Annotated in this window: 20 protein-coding genes, 1 pseudogene and 1 riboswitch; of the genes and pseudogenes, 17 read left to right on the top strand and 4 right to left on the bottom strand. The window is 40.6% G+C overall.

The window, feature by feature from the left end; translation table 11 throughout:
* Positions 1 to 150: 150 nt before the first annotated feature.
* The 4 genes from guaC to FJR71_RS02530 all read left to right on the top strand — a co-directional run bounded on the left by guaC (position 151) and on the right by FJR71_RS02530 (position 4,603).
* Positions 151 to 1,134 (top strand): GMP reductase, encoded by a 984-nt coding sequence (guaC, locus tag FJR71_RS02545; RefSeq protein ID WP_140814004.1) that lies wholly within the window; start codon positions 151 to 153, stop codon positions 1,132 to 1,134.
* Positions 1,127 to 1,222: riboswitch (purine riboswitch) on the top strand. Its footprint overlaps the gene before it by 8 nt.
* 75 nt (positions 1,223 to 1,297) lie before the next feature.
* Entirely contained in the window at positions 1,298 to 1,879 is a 582-nt protein-coding gene (locus FJR71_RS02540) for a xanthine phosphoribosyltransferase (RefSeq protein WP_140814003.1), read from the top strand.
* Positions 1,879 to 3,141, top strand: coding sequence for a nucleobase:cation symporter-2 family protein (locus tag FJR71_RS02535; protein WP_140814002.1), 1,263 nt, complete (start codon positions 1,879 to 1,881; stop codon positions 3,139 to 3,141). Before FJR71_RS02540 ends, FJR71_RS02535 begins: the two co-directional genes overlap by 1 nt.
* A 115-nt stretch (positions 3,142 to 3,256) precedes the next feature.
* Complete coding sequence (locus FJR71_RS02530) at positions 3,257 to 4,603, top strand: MATE family efflux transporter (protein WP_140814001.1); 1,347 nt, start codon at positions 3,257 to 3,259, stop codon at positions 4,601 to 4,603.
* 177 nt (positions 4,604 to 4,780) lie between these two features.
* On the opposite strand, the gene FJR71_RS02525 is transcribed toward FJR71_RS02530, so the two are convergent.
* Positions 4,781 to 4,963, bottom strand: a complete 183-nt coding sequence (locus tag FJR71_RS02525; protein WP_001117401.1) for a 4-oxalocrotonate tautomerase — start codon at positions 4,961 to 4,963, stop codon at positions 4,781 to 4,783.
* A gap of 112 nt (positions 4,964 to 5,075) precedes the next feature.
* Here FJR71_RS02525 and FJR71_RS02520 point away from each other — a divergent pair, with 112 nt between their 5' ends.
* The 9 genes and pseudogenes from FJR71_RS02520 (at position 5,076) to FJR71_RS02480 (ending at position 11,776) form a co-directional block, all read left to right on the top strand.
* Positions 5,076 to 5,660: a thymidine kinase gene (locus FJR71_RS02520; protein WP_070505572.1), complete on the top strand. Its 585-nt coding sequence runs from the start codon at positions 5,076 to 5,078 to the stop codon at positions 5,658 to 5,660.
* A 21-nt stretch (positions 5,661 to 5,681) separates the two neighbouring features.
* Positions 5,682 to 6,161, top strand: a complete 480-nt coding sequence (locus FJR71_RS02515; protein ID WP_140814000.1) for a GNAT family N-acetyltransferase — start codon at positions 5,682 to 5,684, stop codon at positions 6,159 to 6,161.
* A gap of 9 nt (positions 6,162 to 6,170) precedes the next feature.
* Complete coding sequence (prfA, locus tag FJR71_RS02510; protein WP_140813999.1) at positions 6,171 to 7,250, top strand: peptide chain release factor 1; 1,080 nt, start codon at positions 6,171 to 6,173, stop codon at positions 7,248 to 7,250.
* Positions 7,250 to 8,086: a peptide chain release factor N(5)-glutamine methyltransferase gene (prmC, locus tag FJR71_RS02505; protein ID WP_140813998.1), complete on the top strand. Its 837-nt coding sequence runs from the start codon at positions 7,250 to 7,252 to the stop codon at positions 8,084 to 8,086. Before prfA ends, prmC begins: the two co-directional genes overlap by 1 nt.
* Entirely contained in the window at positions 8,073 to 8,684 is a 612-nt protein-coding gene (locus tag FJR71_RS02500; protein ID WP_140813997.1) for an L-threonylcarbamoyladenylate synthase, read from the top strand. The genes prmC and FJR71_RS02500 overlap by 14 nt, the downstream gene beginning before the upstream one ends.
* Before the next feature lie 116 nt (positions 8,685 to 8,800).
* Positions 8,801 to 8,923, top strand: a pseudogene (locus tag FJR71_RS10195) (GNAT family N-acetyltransferase); the annotation flags it as partial.
* 11 nt (positions 8,924 to 8,934) lie between these two features.
* Positions 8,935 to 10,191 (top strand): serine hydroxymethyltransferase, encoded by a 1,257-nt coding sequence (glyA, locus tag FJR71_RS02490; protein WP_140813996.1) that lies wholly within the window; start codon positions 8,935 to 8,937, stop codon positions 10,189 to 10,191.
* An 8-nt stretch (positions 10,192 to 10,199) separates the two neighbouring features.
* A complete protein-coding gene (locus FJR71_RS02485) occupies positions 10,200 to 11,174 on the top strand; it encodes a nucleoid-associated protein (RefSeq protein ID WP_140813995.1) in 975 nt (324 codons plus the stop codon).
* Positions 11,174 to 11,776, top strand: coding sequence for a lysozyme family protein (locus tag FJR71_RS02480; protein WP_140813994.1), 603 nt, complete (start codon positions 11,174 to 11,176; stop codon positions 11,774 to 11,776). The genes FJR71_RS02485 and FJR71_RS02480 overlap by 1 nt, the downstream gene beginning before the upstream one ends.
* 204 nt (positions 11,777 to 11,980) lie before the next feature.
* Here FJR71_RS02480 and FJR71_RS02475 read toward each other — a convergent pair whose 3' ends face one another.
* The 3 genes from FJR71_RS02475 to guaA form a co-directional block, all read right to left on the bottom strand.
* Positions 11,981 to 12,286, bottom strand: a complete 306-nt coding sequence (locus FJR71_RS02475) for a hypothetical protein (protein ID WP_061563974.1) — start codon at positions 12,284 to 12,286, stop codon at positions 11,981 to 11,983.
* Between the two features lie 890 nt (positions 12,287 to 13,176).
* Positions 13,177 to 14,559: a hypothetical protein gene (locus tag FJR71_RS02465; protein WP_140813993.1), complete on the bottom strand. Its 1,383-nt coding sequence runs from the start codon at positions 14,557 to 14,559 to the stop codon at positions 13,177 to 13,179.
* Between the two features lie 300 nt (positions 14,560 to 14,859).
* Complete coding sequence (gene guaA, locus FJR71_RS02460; protein ID WP_140813992.1) at positions 14,860 to 16,425, bottom strand: glutamine-hydrolyzing GMP synthase; 1,566 nt, start codon at positions 16,423 to 16,425, stop codon at positions 14,860 to 14,862.
* A gap of 138 nt (positions 16,426 to 16,563) precedes the next feature.
* On the opposite strand from guaA, the gene FJR71_RS02455 reads away from it, so the two are divergent.
* From FJR71_RS02455 to ffh, 4 genes are all read left to right on the top strand, one after another.
* A complete protein-coding gene (locus tag FJR71_RS02455; protein ID WP_140813991.1) occupies positions 16,564 to 17,262 on the top strand; it encodes a GntR family transcriptional regulator in 699 nt (232 codons plus the stop codon).
* A 148-nt stretch (positions 17,263 to 17,410) separates the two neighbouring features.
* Entirely contained in the window at positions 17,411 to 17,743 is a 333-nt protein-coding gene (locus FJR71_RS02450) for a putative DNA-binding protein (RefSeq protein WP_125374075.1), read from the top strand.
* Positions 17,744 to 17,745: 2 nt separating this feature from the next.
* Entirely contained in the window at positions 17,746 to 17,961 is a 216-nt protein-coding gene (locus FJR71_RS10070; protein ID WP_140813990.1) for a 2-oxoglutarate:acceptor oxidoreductase, read from the top strand.
* A gap of 17 nt (positions 17,962 to 17,978) precedes the next feature.
* Positions 17,979 to 19,550 carry a signal recognition particle protein gene (ffh, locus tag FJR71_RS02440; protein ID WP_140813989.1) on the top strand — a complete coding sequence of 524 codons (1,572 nt, stop codon included), beginning with the start codon at positions 17,979 to 17,981 and terminating at the stop codon, positions 19,548 to 19,550.
* Positions 19,551 to 19,603: the final 53 nt, after the last annotated feature.

The following is a 19,603-nucleotide window of genomic DNA, read 5'->3' as shown; positions in this document are numbered from 1 at the left end:
AATCGTATAATAATTTCCGAACATTAATTCAATAATCAGCATTCTAATTGAATCGACTCCGTATCTTTGCTATAATCTTGAATGGAAACGTCGGAAGGCGTAGTGATGACGCATCACGATTTAAAATTTAGAAACGAGATTTCAATCCGTATGTTAAACGAATTTCCAATCTTTGATTATGAAGATATTCAATTAATCCCTAACAAGTGTATTATCAAAAGTCGTGCAGAAGCTGACACGACCGTTCAGTTTGGTAAACATACCTTCAAGCTACCAGTGGTACCTGCCAACATGCAGACTATCCTGGATGAGAATGTAGCCGAGCAACTGGCTAAAGGGGGATATTTTTACATTATGCACCGCTTTGACGAAGCTGGTCGCATTCCCTTTATCAAACGTATGCACGATCAGGGCTTAATTGCTTCCATCTCAGTTGGAGTAAAAGACTATGAGTACGACTTCGTGACTCAACTCAAGGACGACGCACCAGAATATATCACCATCGATATCGCTCACGGACACTCAGATAGTGTCATCCAAATGATTCAGCATATCAAGAAGGAGTTGCCAGATACCTTTGTGATCGCAGGAAATGTTGGCACACCAGAGGCTGTTCGGGAGTTGGAAAACGCTGGAGCAGATGCTACCAAGGTCGGTATCGGACCTGGTAAGGTCTGCATTACCAAAGTGAAGACTGGATTTGGTACTGGCGGTTGGCAGTTAGCCGCCCTTCGTTGGTGTTCAAAAGCAGCTCGCAAGCCGATTATTGCAGATGGCGGAATTCGGACCCATGGAGATATTGCGAAATCCATTCGTTTTGGTGCCAGCATGGTCATGATTGGTTCTCTCTTTGCAGGTCACATTGAAAGCCCAGGGAAAACCGTTGAAGTCGATGGGGAATTCTTTAAAGAGTACTATGGATCTGCTTCAGAGTACCAAAAAGGGGCCTATAAAAATGTTGAAGGTAAGAAAATCCTTCTACCAGCCAAAGGTCATCTGCAAGATACCTTGACAGAGATGGAGCAAGACTTGCAAAGTTCTATTTCCTATGCTGGAGGTCGCAAGGTTGCTGATCTCAAGCATGTCGATTATGTCATCGTAAAGAATTCTATCTGGAATGGTGACTCTCATTAAAACTACAATTACTTATTTATCTTGCGGATTGGCGCAAGGTCTCTACAAGGTGCCGGAACACCTAACAATAAGTAAGTCTTAGATTGATCCAGTGATACTTGGATTCTGTAGAGGCTTACTTGGTAAGTCTCTATTTTTTGTTCCAAACTGTTTAGGAGAAAACATGAAATTATTAGAAGAACGCATATTGAAAGACGGAAATGTCCTGGGAGAGAATATCCTCAAGGTCGATTCCTTCTTGACCCACCAAGTGGATTACCAGTTGATGAAAGAAATTGGGAAGGCTTTTGCGGAACGTTTTAAAGATGCTGGCCTGACCAAGATTGTGACCATTGAAGCTTCCGGAATTGCTCCTGCCCTCTATGTTGCAGAATCTTTGGAACTTCCCATGATCTTTGCCAAAAAAGCCAAGAATATTACCATGAATGAAGGGATTTTGACAGCTGAAGTTTATTCCTTTACCAAGCAAGTGACCAGTACGGTTTCCATTGCTAGCAAGTTTTTAACACCAGATGATCGCGTCTTGATCGTTGATGACTTTCTGGCAAATGGTCAAGCTGCTAAGGGCTTGATCCAGATCATCGAACAAGCTGGTGCGAGTGTAGAAGCAGTCGGTATTGTCATCGAGAAATCTTTCCAGGATGGCCGTGGACTACTAGAAGAACTCGGCTACCCAGTTGTTTCACTTGCTCGTTTGGACCGTTTTGAAAATGGTCAGGTTGTATTTAAGGAGGCAGACATCTAATGCAAAAACAAGAAAACCATTCACAGGCAGCCATTCTAGGCTTGCAACACCTATTAGCCATGTATTCGGGTTCTATTCTAGTACCGATTATGATTGCGGGCGCTTTGGGATATAATGCCCAGCAACTAACCTATCTCATCTCTACAGATATCTTTATGTGTGGGGTAGCCACCTTCCTGCAATTGCAGTTGAACAAACATTTCGGGATTGGTCTTCCAGTCGTCCTTGGGGTGGCCTTCCAGTCTGTAGCACCTCTTAGCATGATTGGGGCTAGCCATGGTAGTGGAGCCATGTTTGGTGCCTTGATTGTTTCAGGGATTTACGTGGTTCTTGTCTCAGGATTCTTCTCGAAAATCGCCAACCTCTTCCCATCCATTGTGACAGGATCTGTCATTACGACCATTGGTTTGACCTTGATTCCAGTTGCGATTGGGAATATGGGAAACAATGCAGCAGAACCTACGGTTCAAAGTTTGCTCTTGGCCGTGATAACCATTCTCATCATTCTGGTGGTCAACATCTATACGACAGGCTTTATCAAATCTATTTCTATTTTGATTGGGTTGATTGTAGGAACAGCTATCGCAGCTTCTATGGGCTTGGTAGACTTCACTCCTGTAGAACAAGCTCCAGTCCTTCACGTTCCAACACCCTTCTTCTTTGGAGCTCCTAAGTTTGAAATCACTTCAATCGTCATGATGTGTATCATCGCAACTGTATCAATGGTAGAATCAACTGGTGTTTATCTTGCTCTTTCAGATATTACAAAAGATTCAATTGATAGCACGCGCCTCCGCAATGGCTACCGTGCTGAAGGGTTGGCCGTCCTTCTCGGCGGTATCTTCAATACCTTCCCATACACAGGGTTCTCACAAAACGTCGGCTTGGTGAAATTATCTGGTATCAAGACCCGTCTTCCAATCTACTACGCGGCTGGTTTCCTCGTTCTTCTCGGTCTCCTGCCTAAGTTCGGAGCATTGGCGCAAATCATCCCAAGTCCAGTACTTGGTGGAGCTATGTTGGTCATGTTTGGTTTTGTGTCTATTCAAGGGATGCAAATCCTTGCGCGTGTTGATTTCGAACACAATGAGCACAATTTCCTCATCGCGGCTGTATCAATCGCAGCAGGGGTAGGATTGAACAACAGCACCCTCTTTAATGGCCTACCAAGCGCCTTTAAAATGTTCTTTGCAAACGGAATTGTCGTTGCCAGCGTCTTGGCAATCATTCTGAACGCCATCTTGAACCGTAATAAAAAATAATCTAAAAAAACTGAGGATCCGTTAGATCTTCAGTTTTTGATTTTTTTGACATTTAAGGTGACATATAGTAGAGTGGTAAGAGAAAATTTCAACTTGATAAGAAGAGAGTCCTACCATGTATTTAACCCATCATTTTAAAGAGCGCTTGCGTTTGTTTATCAGTCTATTTATCCCTCTCCTGGTCTATCAACTTGCTAACTACTCTGCTAGTTTTGTTGATACAGCCATGACTGGTCAGTATCGGACCCTTGATTTGGCTGGTGTTTCTACGGCTACGAGTCTATGGAATCCCTTTTTTACTTTTCTGACAGGAATTGTTTCTGCCCTAACGCCGATAGTCGGGCATCACCTAGGCAAAGGAAACAAAGAACGGATTGCTAGTGATTTTTACCAATTTCTTTATATGTCATTTGGTATGGCTGTTCTCTTAATAGGCTTTGTCTGGGGGATTGCGCCAATCATACTCAAGCAGATCGGCTTAGAAAATGTTGTTGCTCAGATAGCCATTCGTTACTTATATTTCCTTTCGCTAGGAATCCTACCCTTGTTGCTCTTTAGTATCGTGCGAACCTTCCTTGATACGTTAGGAATGACACGTCTATCGATGTACCTGATGCTCTTGCTCTTGCCTTTGAATGCCTGTTTTAACTATGTCCTTATCTATGGAGCCTTTGGTGTTCCTGAGATGGGAGGAGCAGGAGCAGGCCTTGGGACCTCTCTGGCTTACTGGGTTCTACTAATTATTGCAATTTTTATCTTATGCAAGCATCCCAAGGTAGCTCCTTATCAATTGTGGAAGCCACAACCTTATGATCTTAAAGGGATCAAAGAAGTATTGCACCTTGGCCTTCCAATCGGGGGAATTGTTTTTGCTGAAGTCATCATCTTCTCGCTTGTTGGACTGCTCATGGCAAAATTCCCATCACTCACCATTGCTAGTCACCAATCTGCCATGAACTTTTCAAACATGATGTATGCTTTCCCAGTTAGTATCTCAAGTACCATGGCAATTATTGTGTCTTACGAACTAGGAGCTGGAAGACCGGAGGTAGTGAAACAATATTGCCGTTTAGGACGATTGACAGCCTTTGGCTTTGCGATTATCACCCTCGCCTTTCTATATACATTCCGCTACCAACTGGCTGGATTGTATGGCAAGGATCCAATCTTCGTTCAGCAAACGACTATATTCATGACCTTTAGTCTCTTTTTCCAAGTAGCTGATACTTTTGCAGCACCCCTTCAAGGGATTTTGCGGGGTTATAAGGATACAACGGTTCCATTCTTATTAGGAGTTTTTAGTTATTGGTGTATCTCTATCCCTCTAGGGATTTTCCTCGATCATGTGACTGACCTCGGTCCCTATTCTTATTGGATTGGCCTCATTTCTAGCCTTGTCGTGAGTGGTATTTGTTACCAAATGCGACTATGGCAGATACAAAAGAAATACCAAAATTCTTAAAAGAGGCTGGGACAAAAGTCCTAGCCTCTCAATTGTCTTTGGATTATCGAGCAAAACGCAGTGGTTGAGTGGGATCTACTACGCTGATTTCATCAGCTTTTACAGCCCTACTCAACTTTGCGGAGGTGGGACGACGAAATCGAATTCTAACGAATTACCGATTTCTGCCCCACTCTCTTATTTAGTGCGCATTTCACCTTGAGGGAAGTAGGTTCCTTCAGGCATATCATTGATAATGACATGGACAGCAGATTGGGGTGCACCTGTATTCCGAACGACAGCCTCGGTTACTTCCTTTGCCAAAGCTTTCTTTTGTTCCAAGGTGCGTCCTTCGAATAAATCAATACGTACAAATGGCATTGCGCCACCTCCTCTATAAATCTTAAGTCTATTTTATCACATTTTGGGATACAAAGCTGGGCAAAAATATGGTAAAATATAATGAAACACTTTTAGAGAGAACAGAAGGAAAATGGCACAATTATATTATAAATATGGGACGATGAACTCAGGTAAAACCATCGAAATTTTGAAGGTAGCCCATAATTATGAAGAACAAGGTAAAAGCGTGGTCATCATGACTTCCGCAATCGATACGCGTGATGGAGTGGGAGTAGTTTCTAGCCGGATCGGTATGAAACGAGAAGCCATGGCCATCGAAGACGAGACAGATATCTTCGGTTATATCCAAAGGCTAGAAAAGAAACCTTATTGTGTCTTGATCGATGAAGCTCAGTTTTTGAAACGCCACCATGTCTATGACTTGGCTAGGGTTGTAGATGAACTGGATGTGCCGGTGATGGCTTTCGGCCTCAAAAATGATTTCCGAAACGAACTCTTTGAAGGTTCCAAACACCTCCTCTTGTTAGCAGACAAGATCGAGGAGATCAAAACCATCTGCCAATACTGTTCTCGCAAGGCGACCATGGTCTTGCGCACCCAAGCGGGCAAACCCGTCTACGATGGAGAGCAGATCCAAATCGGTGGGCATGAGACCTATATCTCAGTTTGTCGCAAGCATTATTTTAATCCAGACATACCAACTGAAAGCGTCTAGAACGTTTTAGAGAGGATAAAAATGTCTATTTGTTTAAAATATATTACAATAGAGAATTATTTTGACGTTTTAAATCTAGAAGTTCATCCAAACCAAAGGAATTTTATTGCATCCAATTCCATTAGTTTAGCTGAAGCCTATGTATATGATAATAATGGTGATTTTATAGCTCCCTTAGCAGTTTATGATAAGGAAGTATTAGTTGGTTTTGTTATGATTGCCTATGACCGGAAAATTGGGATCAGTAAGGGGAACTACTTGTTATTTCGTTTTATGATAGATAAACGATTTCAAGGTTTAGGCTATTTTAAACCGACTATGGATGCAGTCATTGACTTTGTTCGAACAGAGCCAGCTGGAAAAGCAACAAGTCTTTGGTTATCTTATGAACCGGAAAATAATCAAGCGAGATCTTGCTATCTCCATTATGGATTTAAAGAAACTGGCGAAGTCATAGAAGACGAAATTGTAGCAATCTATGATCTAACAACCAAGAATTAAGGAGCAAACATGAATATCTATGATCAACTACAAGCTGTAGAAGACCGATACGAAGAGTTAGGAGAATTACTGAGTGACCCTGATGTAGTCTCTGATACCAAACGCTTTATGGAGCTTTCAAAAGAAGAGGCTTCCACTCGCGACACGGTGACAGCGTACCGAGAGTACAAACAAGTACTTCAAAATATCGTCGATGCTGAAGAAATGATCAAGGAAGCAGGCGGCGATGCAGATTTGGAAGAAATGGCCAAACAAGAGCTGAAAGATGCCAAGGCTGAAAAGGAAGAGTACGAAGAAAAACTGAAAATCTTACTCCTTCCAAAAGATCCAAACGATGACAAGAACATTATCTTGGAAATCCGTGGAGCAGCAGGAGGAGACGAAGCTCAGTTATTTGCTGGCGACCTCTTGCAGATGTATCAAAAATATGCGGAAAGCCAAGGTTGGCGCTTTGAGGTCATGGAAGCCTCCTACAATGGCGTTGGTGGGATCAAAGAAGTAGTAGCCATGGTCTCTGGGCAATCTGTCTACTCAAAACTCAAGTATGAATCAGGTGCCCACCGGGTTCAACGCGTTCCTGTGACAGAAAGCCAAGGTCGTGTCCATACCTCTACAGCAACCGTTCTGGTCATGCCAGAAATTGAAGAAGTTGAGTACGACATTGATCCAAAAGACCTTCGGATTGACATCTACCACGCATCTGGTGCGGGTGGGCAGAACGTCAACAAGGTCGCAACAGCTGTTCGTATCGTTCACTTGCCGACCAACATCAAGGTAGAGATGCAGGAAGAACGGACGCAACAGAAGAACCGTGAAAAAGCCATGAAGATCATCCGTGCGCGTGTGGCTGACCACTTTGCTCAGATTGCTCAAGACGAGCAGGATGCTGAGCGGAAGTCTACTATTGGTACTGGGGATCGTTCAGAGCGGATCCGGACTTATAACTTCCCTCAAAACCGTGTGACCGATCACCGGATTGGCTTGACCCTTCAAAAATTGGATACCATCTTATCTGGTAAATTGGACGAAGTGGTCGATGCTTTAATCTTGTATGATCAAACTCAAAAACTAGAAGAGTTGAACAAATAATGTTGTTGGGACAATTATTAGCCCAGTATGAAGAAGAATTAATAGCCGTCGGAGAGGAAGCAGAAAGCCTCTCCTTCGCATATCGTGCTTTAAAAAACTGGACCTTTACGGACTTTGTCCTAGCCTTGCAAAAAGAAGTGGAAGCAGAGGACCAAGCTTTGCTTCAATCCATCTTTGAACAATTGAAATACCACGTCCCTGCCCAATATATTATTGGGAGCGCAGAATTCTGTGGCCATGTTTTCACAGTTGATGAGCGCGTGCTGATTCCTCGACCTGAAACAGAAGAACTCGTCACCCTCATTCTTGAAGAAAACAGTAGGGAATCCTTACGAGTACTTGATATCGGAACAGGAAGTGGTGCAATTGCCATTAGCTTAGCCCTGGCTAGACCTAATTGGCAGGTTCAAGCTAGTGATGTTTCAGAAGAAGCTTTGGAGCTTGCTCAAGCAAATGCCCAAGAGTTAGAAGCAGTCGTTTCCTTTAAAACCTCAGATGTACTGGATGAACTAGAAGGTCTTTACGATCTGATTGTTTCCAACCCACCCTATATCTCGCGTGACGATATAGAAGAAGTTGGAGCTAATGTTTTAGCTTCTGAACCGCATTTGGCACTCTTTGCGGATCGTGATGGATATGCCATCTACGAAAAGATTGCCCAACAGGCACCAAGTGTTTTAACACCAGATGGAAAGATCTATCTAGAAATCAGCTATAAGCAAGGTAAGAAAGTAAAAGAACTCTTTCAAGAGGCTTTTCCCAACAAACGAGTTCGCGTTCTGAAAGACCAATTTGGACAGGATAGAATGGTGGTGGTGGACAATGGATCTATTTAAGAAAGAATTAGAAGCTGGTCATGCAGTTGTCCTACCGACAGAAACTGTCTATGGACTCTTTGCTAAGGCACTGGATGAAGCAGCGGTTGATCGAGTATACACTCTAAAGCAGCGCCCTCGTGAGAAGGCTATGAACCTCAATATTTCTAGTGAAGAAGAAATTCGATTTTATTCGAAAAACCAACCATCTTATCTATCAAAACTAGTTGCAACCTTTTTACCTGGCCCCTTAACCATTATTCTTGAAGCCAATGAAGAGGTCCCAGCTTGGATAAATTCCGGGATGACTACGGTTGGCTTTCGGATGCCAGCTCATCCAAAAATATTGGAATTAATTCGTAAAACCGGTCCCTTGATCGGACCTTCTGCCAATCTCTCTGGGAATGCCAGTGGAACCCAGTGCAAGCAAATTCTTAAGGAACTTGGTCATGGAGTTATAGGATTTGAAGACGATAGCTTTCTAACTGGGCAAGATTCGACTATTTTAGATCTTTCGGGTCCTAAAGCCCGAATCTTGCGTCAGGGTGCCATTACACGTTCGGAAATCCTTGAGCGTGTACCAGAGATTCCTTTCTGGGAGGAAGAAGATGTTACATAACCTTTTATTAACAGATGTGGAGGCTTTAAGTCAGATTAACGAGCAAGCATTAGGGTACTCTTTTTATACTGAGAAAACAGCCTAGCAACTAGCTAAATTAACCTAAGATTCACACTCGAAGAGGATACACTTTTATTCGCTTAAACTCTGTTGCCTACCTCACTGAGGCTCATGCTTTCTACCAACATGTCGGTTATACTTGCGACAAGCTACAAAAACGTTTTATAAAATTTATTTAAGGAGAAGACCTATGATTTATGACAAAGAAGATTACAAAGCCTATGATGCAGATCTTTGGAATGCCATTGCCAAAGAAGAGGAACGACAACAAAACAATATCGAGTTGATTGCTTCTGAGAACGTCGTTTCAAAGGCAGTTATGGCTGCACAAGGGTCTATCCTGACCAATAAATACGCAGAAGGCTACCCAGGTCGTCGTTACTACGGTGGGACTGATGTCGTAGACGTCGTCGAAAGCCTTGCCATTGAACGTGCTAAAGAAATCTTTGGGGCTAAGTTTGCCAATGTACAACCCCATTCAGGAAGCCAAGCCAACTGTGCAGCTTACATGGCCTTGATTGAGCCAGGAGATACGGTTATGGGAATGGATCTGGCGGCCGGTGGCCATTTGACTCACGGTGCCTCTGTGAGCTTTTCAGGTCAAACCTACAACTTTGTATCTTATAGCGTAAATCCAGAAACAGAGCTCTTAGATTTTGATGCTATTTTAAAACAAGCACAAGAAGTTAAGCCAAAACTCATCGTTGCTGGTGCTTCAGCCTACTCTCACCTCATTGATTTTTCAAAATTCCGTGAGATTGCTGATGCAGTAGGAGCTAAGCTTCTGGTCGATATGGCCCATATTGCTGGTTTGGTAGCAGCTGGGCTTCATCCAAGCCCAGTTCCTTATGCTCACATCACAACTACGACCACTCACAAAACCCTTCGCGGACCTCGTGGTGGCTTAATTTTGACCAATGATGAGGACTTGGCTAAGAAGATCAATTCTGCCATTTTCCCTGGTATCCAAGGGGGACCACTGGAGCATGTCATCGCAGCTAAAGCTGTAGCCTTCAAGGAAGCTTTGGACCCTGCCTTTAAAGAGTATGCAGCGAACGTCATTAAAAACAGTCAGGCCATGGCGGCTGTCTTTTTACAAGATCCTGATTTCCGTGTCATTTCAGGCGGAACTGAGAACCACCTTTTCCTTGTCGATGTGACGAAAGTCGTTGAAAATGGGAAAGTGGCACAAAACTTGTTGGATGAAGTCAACATCACCCTTAATAAGAACTCCATCCCTTACGAAACCTTGTCTCCATTTAAGACTAGTGGGATTCGAATTGGGGCAGCAGCCATCACCGCTCGTGGTTTTGGTTTAGAGGAAAGCCGTACTGTGGCTGAACTGATGATCAAAACCATGAAAAATGCAGATAACCCAACTGTATTAGAAGAAGTGCGGAACCAAGTCAAATCCTTGACAGATGCCTTCCCACTGTATGAGGACTAAACCATCTTATGGATATTTACGTAAAGAAAGCCATCATTCATCAATTTAGTCCAGACGATACTGATCTTTATCTAGCGGACAAATTCCTCAATATCACACCAAAAATTGAGGAATACTTGCGCAAAAAGATAGAACGGGTCTACTCCGATGAGGCCAAGACCGGTATTTTTGAAGAGGATAACCCTTTTCTTGAGATGATTTCGGATGATTTACTAGAAACTTCAGTAGCAGTTGCGAATCGCTGGAAGGAAGAATTTGTCATCTCTGAGAATCAAAAGACCAATGATTTGGTGTTTATTCAATTCTCAAAAGAAGGGGTGGACCACTTTGCCTTCCTCCGAATTGCATTGCGTGAAACCTTGACACACTTAGGTGGCGAAGTGGACAATCCAATCAAACTGACACAAAACAATCTGCCTGGCTTTGGAACGGGGGCCGATGAAGCCTTGGTCATCAATCTTCAAAGTCGCAAGTACTATTTGATTGAAAAACGAATCAAGTACAATGGCGCTTTCTTGAACTATTTCTCTGAGAATCTCCTCCAGGAGCAACCCAAGATTTCACCTAAAAAATCGATCAAAGAAATCGAAAAAACGGCCCAACGGATTGCTGAGAACTTCCAACAAGATGATTTTCAGTTCCAATCCAAGGTCAAATCAGCAATTTTCAACCAACTGGAAGAAGAGAATGAATTGTCACCTGAAAAGTTAGCCAATGATTTGTTCGATAACAACTTAACAGCTCGACTCAGTTTTGTCGATCAGGTGAAAGAGACTATTCCAGATCCTGTTCGCTTCGATGAGATTGATGCCAGCCGCCAATTGAAGAAATTTGAAAACCAAAAACTCTCCCTTTCAAACGGAATTGAGCTTTTGGTCCCTAACCATGTTTACGAAGATGCTGAATCGGTAGAGTTCATCCAGAATGAGAATGGGACCTACTCGATCCTCATCAAGAATATAGAGGACATTCAGAATAAATAATGATGAAACGAATAATAAAAATTTTCTTTTGCCTCTTGCTCGTCTTTTTCATATACAAGGGCTATCAGATACACCGGGATGTAAAACAGGTCATGACTTATCGTACCCTAGTGCGTGAAGTACTGGCTGAGGAAGATACTGGTACCAATGAAGATCTGATCCTTGCTATGATTTATACAGAGACCAAGGGCAAGGAAGATGATGTCATGCAGGCCAGTGAAAGTGCAACAGGCCAGACAAATTCTATCACCAATAATAAAGAAAGTATCCGCCAAGGAATTCAAACCCTCTCTGAGAATCTACGAAAAGCAAAGGAGAAGGGAGTCGATCCCTGGACAGCTGTTCAGGCTTATAATTTCGGACAGGATTACATTGAATATGTAGAAAAAAATGGCGGGAAAAACAGTCTTGAATTAGCTCGTAAATACTCAAAAGAAGTGGTTGCACCGAGTCTTGGTAATGTCACAAGGAAGACCTATCTTTATCTCCATCCTATTTCATTTTTACATGGCTCAGAGCTCTACGTTAATGGGGGAAATTATTATTATTCACGTCTCGTTGAAATGAATCAGTTCATCATGAAACTATTTTCCTGGTTCTAATACAAGCAGTCACTCTAAACAAGGGAAGAATCCCTTGTTTTTTTATGGAGCAAACTGTCATCTGTTTATAAAGAAGCTGTAAGCCCGTCATAAGATAAAAAGGATAGACTAGTTGGGAGGCAAAGGGATAAAACCTGCTTCCTTTTTCTGTAGGCTTATATTAAAAATTTAAGTCCTAAAAAAAAACCAATTTTCATTGGCTTTTTAATCTGTTACTTCGATTGAGAGATAAGGAAGACCTAAGATTTTTCCGAAAATACCTAGAAGTGTTTTCATAGCTGAAGCTTTAATAATAGCTGTTTGACCAGCTTTTACGATCACTTCCTTAGAACGAGTGAAGGCTCCTCTTTGATCTACGTAGACCTTAACCATATCAAGCCCTTCAGGAAGCGGAAGTATAACGGTTTCGTCTTTGCTTAAGTTGGCAACACATTCTCCATTGATATAAACGTTTACCTTCATTAATACACCTACAAGGCCAGTTTGACGCGATACTGTAATTTCTGACATTTTGTTTCTCCTAAACTTTAAAAGTATTTTACTTAATAATTCATAAAAATAACGATAACTTTATCATAGCATTGTTTTCTTTAAGAATCAAGTTAAATCTTATACGAAAGATAGTGTATGTATCTATTAGAATAGATTCTTCAAAGTAAGTTTAAATCATAAATAATTACGCTTGAAGAACTTATAAATTTATGCTATTATCATGTTGAAAATAATTATCTCATTCTGTTATAAATTATGAAAGAAACAGTTGTATATACACAAATAATTATATTTTAAAGTAAAAAATAAGTCAGGAAATGTATTATGAAGATGTTTATACTTTCTATATTGGTTGCGTTTTTATATCATCTGATTAAAGCTCAATTTAAGAGTATTTTTTTAGATATTCTAATATTTTCATTTGTAATAACTTCTCATTTGATTTTTTCTTATTACTTCTTACCAATAGAATTATTAATCGGACTTACTGGAGCAAACATCTTATATACCATTTTTAAGAAGCTTAAAGATAAAAAAACTATGAAAGACTTCATGAAATATTTTATTATTGGAATTGGTGAAGTTAATTTCCTTACTTATCTAATTTACATGTGCATGAGCCTCGCTCCTCTCTTTCATATATTTATTATCGGAGCAGAAGTAAGTTCTGGAAAAATGATTATAATCATCTTAAGTTTACTATGGGGAAGCATATTAACATTTGCACGGATTTATAGCAAACTTTTGAAATGAATAGATCAATTATTTCCTATAAGATACATGTTTTATAAATACTATTCAAATAAAAATCTCTATATGTATTTTCATCATTTTTGACTATAGTAGTAAATCAAAAAATCACTTGAAAAATCAAGTGATTTTTTGTATTTAAATAAATTTTTATGTATCTATCTAGAGATTAACTCTGACATCAAAAGGGCACTTGTCATATTATTTTGCGTTTCTAGTAATTTATTATTTTGCTCTAATAGAGTATTTTGTTTAGAATTTGATTGTTTCAGTTCAGAGTAATGAGAGTGTTGTTGCTGAATGGAGAATTCTAGACTATCACGCAATTTCTTACCATCATCAGCCAGTTGAGATGAAAGATTATCAACAGATTGATAAAGATTATTAATGGTGTAGAGCATCTGATCTTGGAATTGATCTGTTTTCATAAGATTGACACTTTCTTTCCATGTATCTGCCCGTCCCTCGTTTAATAACTGCCAAATAACTGATAAACTTTTAGAATCATGATACGATTTTGGTAGTAATGCAATCATACTAGTACCATTTTCAATTCTATTATTATAGTCTTGCAAAGCCGTAGACAATTTTTCATTTAACTTGAAAACCTTTTTAATTGCTGCTTTAGGGTATCTATTTTTCCAAGCATCAGTTGTTTTTAGCAATTCTATATTCTTATTATAGTCATTAATTAATTTATTTAAATAATCAGTAGGGATTGCATCAGTAATTAATTGGTTATAAACATTCTTTTCAATAAATTCTGATAGAGGCTTATTTGTATACTCTTTTAAGACTGTTTGTGAGTGAATATAACGATCGTTAGCAATCTTTTTAGATTTTGATTCTGCTGAAGGATCTCTAACAAATTTTTCCCAAAGAGAAATAGTTAGTGGACTTGTGATAGTCAATAAAACTGCAAATGCAATTACAAATCCTATAAAGAATGAGAAGGATAAAAATGGATATTCCAAAAATTCCAACGTGACTAGACTAATAAAAGGTTCTGATACCCATTGAAAAAAATGCTCACTACCCATACTGTATACATTCATATAAAAAATATACAACAAAACTAAACCAGATAGCATTGCCGATAGACTTAATGTAAAGAAGCCTGGAGATTTTGTTTTACTAATCTGTTCTTTTGACCAGTCTAAAAAGTATTCGGGATTCTCAGCTTGTAGATTTTCTAAGAATATTTTACTATCATTCTTCCAAGATTTATCAAGTTTGGCTAAGTTAGTTTCTGCCATACTAATATTTTCGTTAATTTTATTATGTATAGCCTCCTCAACATCTTTTTGAGAAAAAGGTAATTTTTGTCCGATCATTGAGTTTGTTATTTGATATTGAGTTAGCCCGAGATCAAACAGATAGTCATTATACTGTTCTCTTTCTGATGCAGAATAATAGTTGCTCCAAGCTAATTCTACAGGTCTTTTCTCAGATACAGCCATAGAAATAACATCTTGTAAATGATGATTAGACAAATTATTTAATTGGTGACCTTTTAGGATTAACTGATTGTTTTCTTCCATAATTTCCTCGTAAAATTAGTAGATTAATTATTATACTTAACACAAATTTCTTAATGAATGTTAAATATTTATAACATAATAACTATAATAAAAATCACATTCTTTGTCAATATCATTAAAAACAACACAACAAAATATTATTTGTTTATATCTCAAGAATATAAGGGTTCTGTTTGGATTTACAAACAGTAAATATATAAAATTAAGAAAACCATCAAAAGCTATTTTGATGGTTTTCAATCTTTATAAGTAATCATAATGCTGTTACATTAATTAAATTACCTAAATTTGTTCTATATTTTATTCCCACTCAACGGTTGCAGGTGGTTTACTTGTGATATCGTAGACAATACGGTTAACGTGGTCAACTTCGTTTACGATACGTACTGAGATTTTTTGGAGGACTTCCCAAGGGATCTTGGCAAAATCAGCTGTCATTCCATCGATGGAAGTGATAGCACGGATAGCGATGGTATAGTCGTATGTACGGCCGTCACCCATAACACCTACGGAACGAACGCCAGTGTTAACAGTGAAGTATTGCCAGATGTCGCGGTCAAGACCAGCTTTAGCGATTTCTTCACGAAGGATAGCATCTGATTCACGGACTGTTTCCAATTTTTCTTCAGTGATTTCACCCATAACACGGATGGCAAGCCCTGGACCTGGGAATGGTTGGCGCCATACGATGTGGTCTGGCATACCAAGTTCAGTACCAAGGGCACGAACTTCATCCTTGTAAAGAGTGTTTAAAGGCTCGATGAGTTCAAACTGCATGTCTTCTGGGAGTCCACCAACATTGTGGTGAGACTTGATAGTTTGAGCAGTATCCGTACCAGACTCAATCACATCTGTATAGAGTGTCCCTTGAGCAAGGAATTTCACATCTTTTAGTTTGCTTGCCTCATCGTCAAAGACATAGACAAATTCGTTACCGATAATCTTCCGTTTTTGTTCGGGATCAGAAACACCGGCCAATTTATCAAGGAAACGTTTGGCAGCATCTGCCTTAACGATGTTCAACCCAAACTTACCACCAAGCATATCCATAACTTGGTCAGCCTCCCCTTTACGGAGAAGACCGTGGTCTACAAAGATACAGATCAATTGATCCCCGATGGCTTTTTGGAGAAGAACCCCAACAACAGAAGAGTCAACACCACCAGAAAGTCCGAGGAGAACACGTTTGTCTCCAACTTTCTCACGGATTTGTTTGATTTGCATCTCGATGAAGTTATCCATTGTCCAGTCACCTTTGGCACCACAGATATTCAAGGCAAAGTTGCGAAGGATATCATAACCGTGAACTGAGTGACGAACTTCAGGGTGGAATTGGATACCATAGATTTTCTTGTCAGGATTCTCAATCGAAGCATACGGACAGTCAGCAGAAGTACCTGTACGGACAAAGTCGGCAGGAATTTCTGTTACAGCATCTCCGTGGCTCATCAAAACCAACTGTTTATCCGGTGTTCCATCAAAAAGGGCAGAAGATTCAGCTAAGTTTAGCTCAGATTGACCATACTCACGGTTACCAGCATCTCCTGCAGGTACAACCTTTCCTCCAAGCTTGTGAGTCAATAGCTGCATTCCATAACAGATCCCAAGAATTGGAATTCCAAGTTCAAAAATTTCAGGATCAATATCGAAAGACCCTTCTTCATACACTGAGTTTGGTCCGCCTGAAAGAACGATCCCAACTGGATTGATTTCACGCACTTCAGCTGCCGTAATTTTGTGGCTCTTCAATTCTGAAAAGACACCAATCTCACGAATACGACGTGAAATAAGCTGATTGTACTGGCTACCGTAGTCAAGCACGATAATTTTTTCAACATCATGCAAATCAGTTGATAGGTTTGTCATCTTTTCCCCTTCTTCTAGAAAATTCTTTTCCTCTATTCTAACACAAATGGCCCTTCATTACCAATCAAGACTGACTAGGATTGAAGATTTGATAAATTTGCGCTACAATAGGTTATAACACACAGAAAGAGTAGCAATATGATTCCAGCTTACATACAAATCCACGATCAAATTAAAGCCGAAATTGACCAGAAAATCTGGAAAATTGGACAGCGCCTCCCAAGTGAACGAGACTTGGCAGAAAAGTTTCAAGTGAGTCGCATGACCCTCCGTCAAGCCATTACACTTTTGGTAGAAGAAGGAGTACTGGAACGCCGTGTAGGCAGTGGGACCTTTGTCGCTAGCACGCGCGTCCAGGAAAAGATGCGGGGGACAACCAGTTTTACTGAAATCATGAAGGCCCAAGGAAAGATCCCTTCGACACAGGTTATATCATACAAACGCACCATTCCAAGCCTTCAAGAAGTAGATAAGCTTGGTATCGACAAGACTGAAACCATCGTACGTATGGAACGGGTTCGTTATGCGGATGGTGTACCAGTCGTTTATGAAGTCACCTCGATTCCAGAAAAATTTATCAAAAACTTCAAAAAAGAAGAAGTAACCAGCCACTTCTTCCAAACCTTAGAAAAGCATGGCTATCGCATTGGCAAATCTCAACAAACTATTTACGCTCGCTTGGCCAAAGAAAAGATTGCCCATTACTTAGAGATTCCCAAAGGACAGGCTATACTTGGTTTGACTCAGATTTCTTATTTTGATAATGGTGTCGCTTTTGAGTATGTAAAAAGTCAATATGTCGGTGAGCGCTTTGAATTTTATCTAGAAAATAATTAGATTTACATAATTTATATTACGTAAGATAAAAAAGAGTCTTTCGCTAGAAAACAGCGATTTTGTTTTAAACCATTTTCCTTGTTTCTTGTGAGGCAAAATAGGTAAGTCCCGCTAGTCTTTAGCGGGCTTTTTTGATATAATGAAAGGTATGGAAATTGAGAAAACCAACCGAATGAATGCGCTCTTTGAGTTTTACGCAGCGCTCTTGACAGACAAGCAAATGAATTATATCGAGCTCTATTATGCAGATGACTACAGCTTGGCTGAGATTGCGGAAGAGTTCGGTGTCAGTCGTCAAGCTGTTTATGATAATATCAAACGTACAGAAAAGATACTGGAAGATTATGAAATGAAGCTTCATATGTATTCTGACTACATTGTTCGCAGTCAGATTTTTGATCAGATTTTGGAGCGTTATCCAGAGGATGCTTTTCTACAAGAGCAAGTTGAGATTTTAACAAGTATTGATAATCGGGAGTAACCATGGGCAGTCTCGTCATTTACCAAGGAATAACTTGCAAACTATTAGCCGCAGAGGAACCATTTCAAACTCGACTACAGATTATTTCGCCCAATGATATCTCCAAAGCTATGCAAGTAGGTTTTAGCTGTTGGGGATATCCAAATGAAATCATGAAAGAAGTCACACCCGAAGAACTAGAGTGTTTGCAAAATTTCGGACGATTTCCACTGAATTGAAAAAATAGGAGAAAATAATGGCATTTGAAAGTTTAACCGAACGTTTACAGAACGTCTTTAAAAATCTTCGTAAGAAAGGGAAAATCTCTGAAGCGGATGTCCAAGAGGCAACCAAAGAGATTCGTCTAGCCCTCCTAGAGGCCGACGTTGCCCTTCCTGTTGTAAAAGACTTTATCAAACGCGTCCGCGAGCGGGCCGTAGGGCATGAGGTTATTGAAACCCTGAACCCTGCCCAACAAATCGTTAAGATTGTCGATGAAGAATTGACAGCCATTTTGGGTTCTGAGACAGCAGACATTATCAAATCTCCAAAAATTCCAACCATTATCATGATGGTCGGTCTTCAAGGGGCTGGTAAAACAACCTTTGCTGGGAAATTGGCTAATAAATTGGTCAAGGAAGAAAATGCACGTCCTTTGATGATTGCGGCCGATATCTATCGTCCAGCTGCCATTGACCAGTTGAAGACTCTGGGGCAACAGATCAATGTCCCTGTCTTCTCACTAGGTACAGAAGTCCCTGCAGTGGAGATCGTACGTCAAGGTTTGGAGCAAGCAAGAGCCAACCACAATGACTATGTCTTGATCGATACGGCTGGTCGTCTGCAAATCGATGAGAAACTCATGGGTGAGTTGCGCGATGTCAAAGCTCTTGCTGAGCCAAATGAAATCCTCCTGGTTGTCGATGCCATGATCGGTCAAGAAGCAGCCAATGTGGCGCGTGAGTTTAACGAACAACTCGAAGTGACCGGGGTGATTTTGACTAAGATCGATGGGGATACCCGTGGTGGTGCAGCCCTTTCTGTCCGTCAGATTACTGGGAAGCCAATCAAGTTCACTGGTACTGGTGAAAAAATCACTGATATCGAAACCTTCCACCCAGACCGCATGTCTGGTCGGATCCTCGGTATGGGGGATATGCTCACGCTGATCGAGAAGGCTTCTCAAGAATACGATGAGAAACGCTCGCTTGAACTCGCTGAAAAGATGCGGGAAAATACCTTTGACTTCAACGACTTTATCGATCAGTTAGACCAAGTTCAAAACATGGGACCGATGGAAGATCTGCTCAAAATGCTTCCAGGTATGGCTAACAATCCAGCAATGAAGAACCTCAAGGTCGACGAAGGAGAAATTGCTCGGAAACGCGCGATTGTATCTTCTATGACCCCAGCTGAACGCGAAAATCCAGATTTGTTGAACCCTAGTCGTCGTCGTCGGATCGCTGCCGGTTCAGGAAATAGCTTTGTCGAAGTCAACAAATTCATTAAGGACTTTAACCAAGCCAAACAGATGATGCAAGGCGTCCTCTCTGGCGATATGAACAAGATGATGAAACAAATGGGGCTGAATCCAAATAATCTGCCGAAGAACATGCCTGGTGGAATGCCTGATATGTCTGCCATTGAAGGGATGATGGGACAAGGTGGAATGCCTGACTTATCAGCTCTTGGCGGAGGCGCTGGAATGCCTGACATGAGCCAAATGTTCGGTGGTGGTCTCAAAGGAAAAGCCGGCGAATTCATGATGAAACGGGCTATGAACAAAATGGCCAAACAAATGCGCAAAAATAAGAAAAAACGAAAATAATTCTTTCTAATAAGGGCCTGGAACACACTGTTCTGGGTTCTTTTAGAAACTAC

The sequence above is a fragment of the Streptococcus xiaochunlingii genome, from assembly GCF_006385805.1.
Classification (GTDB): Bacteria; Bacillota; Bacilli; order Lactobacillales; family Streptococcaceae; genus Streptococcus; species Streptococcus xiaochunlingii.
Note: the sequence above shows the minus strand (reverse complement) of the source record. Positions and strands in the feature narration are given on the sequence as shown.

What these genes read in the sequence shown, in the direction of transcription:
- guaC (WP_140814004.1), top strand. Translation starts at nt 151, where the DNA reads ATGTTAAACGAATTTCCAATCTTTGATTATGAAGATATTCAATTAATC.
- FJR71_RS02540 (WP_140814003.1), top strand. Translation starts at nt 1,298, where the DNA reads ATGAAATTATTAGAAGAACGCATATTGAAAGACGGAAATGTCCTGGGA.
- FJR71_RS02535 (WP_140814002.1), top strand. Translation starts at nt 1,879, where the DNA reads ATGCAAAAACAAGAAAACCATTCACAGGCAGCCATTCTAGGCTTGCAA.
- FJR71_RS02530 (WP_140814001.1), top strand. Translation starts at nt 3,257, where the DNA reads ATGTATTTAACCCATCATTTTAAAGAGCGCTTGCGTTTGTTTATCAGT.
- FJR71_RS02525 (WP_001117401.1), bottom strand. Translation starts at nt 4,963, where the DNA reads ATGCCATTTGTACGTATTGATTTATTCGAAGGACGCACCTTGGAACAA.
- FJR71_RS02520 (WP_070505572.1), top strand. Translation starts at nt 5,076, where the DNA reads ATGGCACAATTATATTATAAATATGGGACGATGAACTCAGGTAAAACC.
- FJR71_RS02515 (WP_140814000.1), top strand. Translation starts at nt 5,682, where the DNA reads ATGTCTATTTGTTTAAAATATATTACAATAGAGAATTATTTTGACGTT.
- prfA (WP_140813999.1), top strand. Translation starts at nt 6,171, where the DNA reads ATGAATATCTATGATCAACTACAAGCTGTAGAAGACCGATACGAAGAG.
- prmC (WP_140813998.1), top strand. Translation starts at nt 7,250, where the DNA reads ATGTTGTTGGGACAATTATTAGCCCAGTATGAAGAAGAATTAATAGCC.
- FJR71_RS02500 (WP_140813997.1), top strand. Translation starts at nt 8,073, where the DNA reads ATGGATCTATTTAAGAAAGAATTAGAAGCTGGTCATGCAGTTGTCCTA.
- glyA (WP_140813996.1), top strand. Translation starts at nt 8,935, where the DNA reads ATGATTTATGACAAAGAAGATTACAAAGCCTATGATGCAGATCTTTGG.
- FJR71_RS02485 (WP_140813995.1), top strand. Translation starts at nt 10,200, where the DNA reads ATGGATATTTACGTAAAGAAAGCCATCATTCATCAATTTAGTCCAGAC.
- FJR71_RS02480 (WP_140813994.1), top strand. Translation starts at nt 11,174, where the DNA reads ATGATGAAACGAATAATAAAAATTTTCTTTTGCCTCTTGCTCGTCTTT.
- FJR71_RS02475 (WP_061563974.1), bottom strand. Translation starts at nt 12,286, where the DNA reads ATGTCAGAAATTACAGTATCGCGTCAAACTGGCCTTGTAGGTGTATTA.
- FJR71_RS02465 (WP_140813993.1), bottom strand. Translation starts at nt 14,559, where the DNA reads ATGGAAGAAAACAATCAGTTAATCCTAAAAGGTCACCAATTAAATAAT.
- guaA (WP_140813992.1), bottom strand. Translation starts at nt 16,425, where the DNA reads ATGACAAACCTATCAACTGATTTGCATGATGTTGAAAAAATTATCGTG.
- FJR71_RS02455 (WP_140813991.1), top strand. Translation starts at nt 16,564, where the DNA reads ATGATTCCAGCTTACATACAAATCCACGATCAAATTAAAGCCGAAATT.
- FJR71_RS02450 (WP_125374075.1), top strand. Translation starts at nt 17,411, where the DNA reads ATGGAAATTGAGAAAACCAACCGAATGAATGCGCTCTTTGAGTTTTAC.
- FJR71_RS10070 (WP_140813990.1), top strand. Translation starts at nt 17,746, where the DNA reads ATGGGCAGTCTCGTCATTTACCAAGGAATAACTTGCAAACTATTAGCC.
- ffh (WP_140813989.1), top strand. Translation starts at nt 17,979, where the DNA reads ATGGCATTTGAAAGTTTAACCGAACGTTTACAGAACGTCTTTAAAAAT.